Source organism: Duganella sp. GW821-FHT01E12 (assembly GCF_059422325.1).
Genome location: NZ_JBWKWR010000010.1, coordinates 218,905 through 226,088, shown reverse-complemented (window position 1 = coordinate 226,088; position 7,184 = coordinate 218,905). Strand labels below are relative to the sequence as shown.

General features: G+C 64.0%; 6 protein-coding genes and 2 tRNA genes. 1 reads left to right on the top strand and 7 read right to left on the bottom strand.

Going from position 1 to position 7,184, the window contains the following annotated elements; genetic code table 11:
* Window positions 1-2: 2 nt before the first annotated feature.
* The 7 genes from AC07WS_RS24420 to apbC form a co-directional block, all read right to left on the bottom strand.
* Window positions 3-75: transfer RNA gene (locus AC07WS_RS24420), tRNA-Glu, on the bottom strand.
* Between the two features lie 23 nt (window positions 76-98).
* Window positions 99-174, bottom strand: a tRNA-Ala gene (locus AC07WS_RS24415).
* Between the two features lie 84 nt (window positions 175-258).
* Entirely contained in the window at window positions 259-1,668 is a 1,410-nt protein-coding gene (gene gltX, locus AC07WS_RS24410) for a glutamate--tRNA ligase (RefSeq protein WP_494731564.1), read from the bottom strand.
* 30 nt (window positions 1,669-1,698) lie between these two features.
* Window positions 1,699-2,091: a VOC family protein gene (locus AC07WS_RS24405; RefSeq protein WP_494731563.1), complete on the bottom strand. Its 393-nt coding sequence runs from the start codon at window positions 2,089-2,091 to the stop codon at window positions 1,699-1,701.
* Between the two features lie 174 nt (window positions 2,092-2,265).
* The gene (locus AC07WS_RS24400) at window positions 2,266-3,291 is read right to left on the bottom strand and encodes a DUF3667 domain-containing protein (protein ID WP_494731562.1); all 1,026 of its coding nucleotides are present in this window, start codon (window positions 3,289-3,291) and stop codon (window positions 2,266-2,268) included.
* 107 nt (window positions 3,292-3,398) lie between these two features.
* Window positions 3,399-3,791, bottom strand: a complete 393-nt coding sequence (locus tag AC07WS_RS24395; protein ID WP_494731561.1) for a DUF4399 domain-containing protein — start codon at window positions 3,789-3,791, stop codon at window positions 3,399-3,401.
* A 13-nt stretch (window positions 3,792-3,804) separates the two neighbouring features.
* Window positions 3,805-4,893, bottom strand: coding sequence for an iron-sulfur cluster carrier protein ApbC (gene apbC, locus AC07WS_RS24390; RefSeq protein WP_494731560.1), 1,089 nt, complete (start codon window positions 4,891-4,893; stop codon window positions 3,805-3,807).
* A gap of 122 nt (window positions 4,894-5,015) precedes the next feature.
* On the opposite strand from apbC, the gene metG reads away from it, so the two are divergent.
* Window positions 5,016-7,184, top strand: a complete 2,169-nt coding sequence (gene metG, locus AC07WS_RS24385) for a methionine--tRNA ligase (protein WP_494731559.1) — start codon at window positions 5,016-5,018, stop codon at window positions 7,182-7,184.

Here is a 7,184-nt window from a genome sequence, read left to right as displayed (position 1 = left end):
GGCGTCCCCAGGGGGATTCGAACCCCCGTACTCACCGTGAAAGGGTGATGTCCTAGGCCTCTAGACGATGGGGACTGCGAACAACCAATTCTGCAACGTGGTGGAGGTAAGCGGGATCGAACCGCTGACCTCTTGCATGCCATGCAAGCGCTCTCCCAGCTGAGCTATACCCCCGTTTGCTGCAGAAACAAGAGTATAGCAAAGAAGCTGCGCTATGCAAATACCCTTTTGCAACTTTGCTCAGGATTCAATTCAGAATCACAAAAATTTCGCCAGGCGGGCAACGATGGCCTCGCGGCCGAAGATGTGCAGCACGGCGTCGATGGCCGGCGTCTGCAATTGGCCGGTGACGATCAGGCGCAGCGGCATGGCCATCTGCGGCATCTTCAGACCGTTGGCGGCCAGCACTTCCTTGATCATCGCGGCCAGCGCTTCCTTGCTCCACTCCACCGTGGCGCAACGCTCGGCGAACTGCGCCAGCGCCGGCTTGACGGCCTCGGTCAGGTGCTGGGCCATCAGCGCCGCGTCCGGCTGCGGCGCGCGATAGAACAGCATGGCGGCGTCGGCCAGTTCGTTGACGGTGTTGACGCGCTCTTTCATCAGCGCCAGCACGGCCGGCAGCGCGGGCGCGCCGTCGAACACGGCGCCGGCCGCCAGCATGCGCGGCTGCGCCAGCGCGGCCAGGCGCTCGTTGTCGGCCTGCTTGATGTAGTGGTTGTTGAGCCAGTTCAGCTTTTCGATGTTGAACTGCGCGGCCGAGTTGGACAGGTGGCTGCCGTCGAACCAGGCGCACACCTGCTCCATCGAGAACACCTCGTCGTCGCCGTGGCTCCAGCCCAGGCGCGCCAGGTAGTTCAGGATCGCTTCCGGCAGATAGCCCTGCGCCGGGTAGTCCATGACGTTGACCGCGTCCTTGCGCTTGGACATCTTCTGGCCGTCGGCGCCCAGTATCATCGGCAGGTGGCCGTACAGCGGCAGCGGCGCGCCGATCGCGCGCAGGATGTTGATCTGGCGCGGCGTGTTGTTGACGTGGTCGTCGCCGCGCAGCACGTGACTGATCTGCATGTCCCAGTCGTCGACCGCCACGCAGAAGTTATAGGTGGGCGTGCCGTCCGGACGGGCGATGACGAGGTCGTCCAGCTCCTTGTTGCCGATGGTGATGGTGCCCTTGACGAAATCGTCCCAGCTCACCTCGCCGTCCAGCGGGTTCTTGAAGCGCACCACCGGCTTGCGGCCTTCGGGGATGGCCGGCAGCGTCTTGCCCGGCTCCGGACGCCAGGTGCCGTCGTAGCGCGGCTTCTCGCCCGCTTCGCGCATGCGCTCGCGCATCGCCTCGACTTCTTCCGGCGACGAGTAGCAATGGTAGGCGGTGCCCGCCTCCAGCATCTGCGCCACCACTTCGCGGTAGCGGTCCATGCGCTGCATCTGGTAGAACGGGCCTTCGTCGTGGCTCAGGCCCAGCCACTCCATGCCTTCGATGATGGCCTGCACCGCCTCCGGGGTCGAGCGCTCCAGGTCGGTGTCCTCGATGCGCAGCACGAAGGTGCCGCCGAAGTGACGGGCGTAGGCCCAGGAGTACAGCGCCGTGCGGGCGCCGCCCAGGTGGAGGTAGCCGGTCGGGCTCGGTGCGAAACGGGTGCGGACTGGCTTGGCTGGTGCAGTAGTCATCGAAGTAGGAATGCTTATGTGTAAAAGACGCTATTTTACCGCGTCGGCGAAGGTGCGGCGATAGCGCTCTTCGGCGTCGGCGCGGGTGTTGATCTCAAACAGCAGGCCGCCCGGCGCCTCGCAGAAGAAGCGCGAACCGCGTTCGTGGTGGAACACCTCGGTTTTCATCGTCACGCCCTCCTGCTTGAAGCGGGCGTGCAGCGCGCGCACCTCGTCGACGCCGGGCAGCTCAAAACCGAGGTGGAAATTGTGCGGCCAGACGGTGCTGCGGTCGCCGCAGTCTTCGATGACGATGTCGAAGCCGTCGCGCTTGAGGATGCTGGTCGGGCCGGCCAGTTCGACCCGGCAGCCGAGCTGGCGCTCGAAGAAGGCGACGCTGGCGGCGACATCGTTGGAAGGGAAACTCAGGTGGTTTAAACGCATGGTGGACTCCGGTTGCGTGGGTTGGTGGAAGCCACAGAATACGGAGCCGGCCGGGCGCCGGCTATTCGCCGCGACGCGTCCGCGCGGCGGCGAAAAGATGGCGTGAAAACAAGGACTTGCGGCTTAGATCAACATACGCGCGACGACGCCATTCGCTTTTTAGCCGCGCCCGACTCAGACCGAAGTGATCGCCAGCACCTGCATCACCTGCATGATCAGCACCGCCAGCGTCGCCAGATAGGCCACGGCCAGCACCAGCCAGCGGGCCAGCGTGGCGAGCGGCGCGCCGCCGTACACATTGTGCATGGCGCGGCCCACATACAGCATCAGCACCAGCGCCAGCGCGCCCACGCCCCACGCCCAGGGCATCGCGTGCATCAGCACCATGACGAAAAAGGCGAAGGCGTTGACATGCAGCGCAAACAGCAGGTATTCGCCGTAAGGCCGGCGCGACGGCAGATACAGCAGCTTGAGGAACAGCGCGAACACCGGCACCATGAAGAAGATGACATACGGCATGCGGGCAAAGAAGCCGTGCGTCAGCAGTTCAGCCTTGGTCTCGGCCGGCAAATGGCTAAACCGTTTGGACTTTTCATCGTATTGCGGGAACACCAGCAGAACCGCCGAGCGCAGCAGGGAGGGCTGCTCGCCGTTCGGAAAACTGAAATTGACTCCAAACTCGGATTCCCGGCCCTGGCGCAGCAGGCTCAAACGATAGTAGCCCAGCGACGCCGTATACCGGGTCGCGCCGGGCGCCAGCGGCGGTGGCGCGGCTGCCGTGTCGGTCTGCTTGATATCGGCGGTGAAGGCCACCTCGCCCGGCGCGGCGGGCCTGGCGTCATTGCCGCCGATCTTGAAGCCGCCGAACTGCAGCAATGAAAACAGGATCACGCTCAGCGTCAGGAACAGCCGCAGCGGCTGCAGGTAGTTGACGCGTTTGCCCGCCATGTAAGCCTTGGTCAGCGCGCCCGGACGCAGCAACAGCAAACCCATCGTGCGCCACAGCTTGCCTTCGATGGCGACATAGTGGCCGATGAACTCGGCGACAAATTCGCCCATGCTGGGCGGATGCAGCACGGCCTCCTGGCCACATTGCGGGCAAAAGTTGACGCCGAGGCGGGTATTGCAGCTGGGGCAGAATTCAGGTGCGGCGTGATGGGCGGTCGGTGCGGGGACCGCGTGCAGATGGGGCGACGTCAAGGCAGGCTCTCGGCAAACAAAACCGCATGCTAACCCATGATGTTGCGTTTTTTAATATCTTTTTTGGAAAATTTGCGCGCGGTGTGGGCCGCGCGCAACCATCCGGCTTACTTGACGGTGACCTTGATGCTGGTGCTCATGCCCGGGCCATAGGACTGGTGCAGGCCGTTGGCGAACTGCAGCGACAACACATAGGTGCCGGGCGCCAGCTTGACTTCGGTCTCGGTCTGGCCCTTGCCGAAGTGGATGTGCTGCTCGTCGGCCGGCACCACTTCGCCGGCCTTGACCGGCGCGGCGTTGATCAGCAGGTGGTGGTGGCCGGTGTTGGCGGTCATGTCGCCGGCCGGCTTGACCTCCATGCCGGTGACGGCGAACTTGACCCGGAACGGGCTGGTGACGGTGGAGCCGTCGAAGGGCTCGACAAAGGCGACCGACTGCTGGGCATAGGCGCTCGCGCCCAGGGTCAGGAAGGCTGCTGCGGCAATCATTTTTTTCATCATAGGGAATCTCCGGTTAGTCGTTCTTGATGACGATGCTAGGGAACTTGCTGGTCATATCCTTGGCCTTCTCCGAGACCTGTACTGCAATCTTGCGCGCGATATCCTTGTAGATGGCGGCCACCTTGCCGTCCGGCTCGGCCACCACGGTCGGCTTGCCGGAATCGGCCTGCTCGCGGATGGACAGCGTCAGCGGCAGCGCGCCCAGGAACTCGACATTGAAATCCTTGCACATCTTCGCACCGCCGCCGGCGCCGAAGATTTCCTCCGCGTGGCCGCAGTTCGAGCAGATGTGCGTGCTCATGTTCTCGACGATGCCCAGGATAGGAATGCCGACCTTCTCGAACATCTTTAAGCCCTTGCGCGCGTCCAGCAGCGCGATGTCCTGCGGCGTGGTGACGATGACGGCGCCGGTGACCGGCACTTTCTGCGACAGGGTCAACTGGATGTCGCCGGTGCCGGGCGGCATGTCGACCACCAGGTAGTCCAGGTCGCGCCAGTTGGTCTGCTCCAGCAGCTGCTGCAGCGCCTGCGTGACCATCGGGCCGCGCCACACCATAGGCTCGTCCGGGTCGATCAGGAAGCCGATCGACGACACTTGCACGCCGTAGTTCTCCAGCGGCTCCATGGTCTTGCCGTCCTTGGTCTCGGGCCGGCCGGACACGCCCAGCATCATCGGCTGCGACGGGCCGTAGATATCGGCGTCCAGCAGGCCGACCGAGGCGCCCTCGGCGGCCAGCGCCAGCGCCAGGTTGACGGCGGTGGTCGACTTGCCGACGCCGCCCTTGCCGGAGGCCACGGCGATGATGTTCTTCACGTTGGGCATCAGCTTCAGGCCGCGCTGCACGGTGTGCGAGATGATCTTGCTCGACACGCCGACGCTGACGTTGCCCACGCCCGGCAGCGCGCGCAGGCCGGCGATGACGCTGGCGCGGATGGCGTCGAACTGGCTCCTGGCCGGATAGCCCAGCTCGATGTCGAGCGAGATGTCGCCGCCCTCGACCTTCAGATTCTTCACGGCCTTGCCGGTCACATAGTCTTTCGTTGTATTTGGGTCAACGATCTTGGACAGCGCGGCTTTGACGTCTTCTACTGTGATGCTCATGTAACTCTCTCCGTAAAATGTGCCCTCATTCTAGCGCATCGCGCCGGAAAACCCCTCGAACGTGCGCAGTTGCGGCTTCCACTGTTAAAATGTTCTTTTTCCACCCACAAAGTGCATCAACCATGACCCGCAAGCTGTTCGTCACCACTGCCCTGCCCTACGCAAACGCCGCTTTCCATATTGGCCACATGATGGAGTACATCCAGGCCGACATCTGGGTCCGGTTCCAGCGAATGCAGCGCGACGGCGACGCGCAACGGGTGGTGCACTTCGTCGGCGCCGACGACACCCACGGCACGCCGATCATGATCGCGGCCGAAAAGGAAGGCATCACGCCGCAGGAATTCGTCGCCAAGATCGCGGCCGGCCGCGCCCAGTACCTGGACGGCTTCCACATCGCCTTCGACAACTGGTACTCGACCGACTCGCCGGAAAACGTCGACCTGTCGCAGGGCATCTACCGCAAGCTGCGCGACAACGGCCTGATCCAGACCAAGATCGTGCCGCGCTTCTACGACCCGGTCAAAGGCATGTTCCTGGCCGACCGCAACATCAAGGGCGAGTGCCCGACCTGCCACGCCAAGGACCAGTACGGCGATAACTGCGAAGTGTGCGGCGCGGCCTACCAGCCGACCGAGCTGATCAACCCATTCTCGGTGTTCACCAACGCCACGCCGGTGCTCAAGGATTCGGAGCAGTACTTCTTCAAGCTGTCCGACCCGCGCTGCTACCAGTTCCTCAAGGACTGGCTGAACACGCCGGGCCGCTTGCAGCCCGAGATGGTCAACAAGGTCAGCGAATGGCTGGGCGAGGCCGGCGAGAAGCTGGCCGACTGGGACATCTCGCGCGACGCGCCCTACTTCGGCATCCCGATTCCCGACGCGCCGGGCAAGTTCTTCTATGTGTGGCTGGACGCGCCGGTCGGCTACCTTGCCAGTCTGAAGAACTACTGCGAGAAAAAAGGCATCGACTACGAGGCGCTGCTGAAGGATCCGGGCACCGAGCAGATCCACTTCATCGGCAAGGACATCGTCTCCTTCCACCTGCTGTTCTGGCCGGCCATGCTGAACTTCGCCGGCCACCCGGTGATCGACAAGCTCAAGGTCAACGTGCACGGCCACCTGACCGTCAACAACGAAAAGATGTCCAAGTCGCGCGGCACCGGCATCTCGCCGCTGCGCTACCTGAACCTGGGCATGAATCCGGAATGGCTGCGCTACTACATCGCCTTCAAGCTCAACTCCAAGGTGGAAGACCTGGACTTCACGGGCGAGGACTTCGTGGCCCGCGTCAATAGCGACCTGATCGGCAAATACGTCAACATCGCCTCGCGTTGCGCCGGCTTCATCGCCAAGAAGTTCGACGGCAAGCTGGCGTTGTCGCTGTCCGAGGGCGCGCAGGGCTGGATCAAGCGCGCGCTGATCACCGCCGACGGCGTCGAACGCCAGGCCAGCATCGCCGCCAATTTCGAGGCGCGCGAGTTCGGCAAGGCGCTGCGCGAGATCATGGAGATCGCCGACATCACCAACCAGTACGTCGACGAGAACAAGCCGTGGATACTGGCCAAGGACGAGGCCAAACTGGCCGAGCTGCACGACGTCTGCACCACCGCGCTGATCCTGTTCCGCCAGCTGACCATACTGCTGTCGCCGGTGCTGCCGGGCGTGGCCGCCAACGTGGCCAAGTTCCTCAACGACGATCAGCTGGTGTGGGCCGACACCGACGTCGCCAGCGGCGTGGTGTCCAGCGCCATGCTGGGCCGCACCATCGGCGCCTACGCGCACCTGATGACGCGCGTCGACGCCAAGATGATCGAGGACCTGTTCGACGCGCCGGCCCAGCAGGCCGCCGCCGCTGCTGCCCCTGCGGCCGCCGCCAAGCCGGCCAAGGCCGCCGCCGCGCCAGCCGCACCGGCGCTGCCGATGCCCGAAGGCGTGGAAGAACTGGCGCCGCAGATCAGCATCGACGACTTCGTCAAGATCGACCTGCGCGTGGCCAAGATCGTCAACTGCGAACACGTGGACGGCTCGGACAAGCTGCTGCGCCTGACCCTGGACGTGGGCGAAGGCCGCCTGCGCAATGTCTTCTCCGGCATCAAGTCCATGTACCAGCCGGAAGAGCTGGTCGGCAAGCTGACCGTGATGGTGGCCAACCTGGCGCCGCGCAAGATGAAGTTCGGCGTGTCCGAAGGCATGGTGCTGGCCGGCTCGGCCAAGGACGAGAAAGCCAATCCGGGCATCTACATCCTCAACCCATGGCCGGGCGCAGAGCCGGGCATGCGCATCCGCTAA